1 protein-coding gene and 1 pseudogene are annotated in these 929 nt (G+C 38.0%); both read right to left on the reverse strand.

Going from position 1 to position 929, the window contains the following annotated elements; all coding sequences use genetic code 11:
- Nucleotides 1-402, reverse strand: a pseudogene (locus tag ADH54_RS07815) (hypothetical protein); the annotation flags it as partial.
- A 22-nt stretch (nucleotides 403-424) separates the two neighbouring features.
- Nucleotides 425-929 (reverse strand): type IV secretory system conjugative DNA transfer family protein (locus tag ADH54_RS07820; RefSeq protein WP_152904042.1); only part of this gene is annotated, 505 nt, incomplete at its 5' end.

The following is a 929-nucleotide window of genomic DNA, read 5'->3' on the forward strand; positions in this document are numbered from 1 at the left end:
ATCTAATTGATTATTAACCTGAAGCAAGTCTTGTTTCAAGTGAAATAATTCTTCTGCATTGGCTTGTAATTCCTCAAAATACTCTCTGGAGATTTTCACTGGTTGAACCAATAAATCTTTGTCTCGTTGCTCTCGAGGGTAAGAAAACAAGTAGGGAGCGACTTCTTTGAAGTCCTGGTAGTTCATCCATTTTATAGATTCAGTAAGAATCATATTTTGGACATCAACGACATCTGTATGAGGAGTAATCCAGCCAGATAAAGCCAACTCTTTTACTGCTTCAGATAGGGAGTAAGAAGGGATATGTTCTAAAACCCCCTCAAAATAACCAATCCCTCGAGCAGTTTCTTCCTCAACTTCACGCTTCATTCGTTTAAATTGTTTTTGTGGTAGTGTATTCATTCTATTTCGTTTCCTTTCTTTCCTAACTTACTTTAAGAGGAACTTCCTCAACTTCCTTAATCCCAATATGAATAACATTTTCTTCCCCAACCTGAGATTTCCACTCATCAATATCGCTTAGATAGCGCTTGTATCGATACCAGTTGTCATCATTCGGGTCATTACTTAAGAGGTAAGCTCTTGGATGCGTGTCCAGGTTAAATTTTTGATCTCGAAAAACATTTTGTTTGGATAGGAAGAGTAGGGCTTCTGTTGTTCCAATCGTAGCCACCTCATGCGGTGTCAACAGCTCTCGACCAATTTTAGAGTTCTGCTTAGAACTGCTGGCATTTCTTCCTCTGCTCTCACTATAATTCTGATCATTCAAAGTTTGCTTCCCTGATCGCTCAGATAGGTACTTAAGCGTATCTAAATCATTGGAGCCTAAATAAAGAATAGCACCACAGTTATTGATAATCGTCTTTGTATTTTCTTTACCGTACAATACTTCAATCTGACTTTGAGATTGCACCATCATCTTGATAGAA

The organism is Streptococcus pseudopneumoniae (assembly GCF_001072315.1).
GTDB lineage: Bacteria > Bacillota > Bacilli > Lactobacillales > Streptococcaceae > Streptococcus > Streptococcus pseudopneumoniae_R.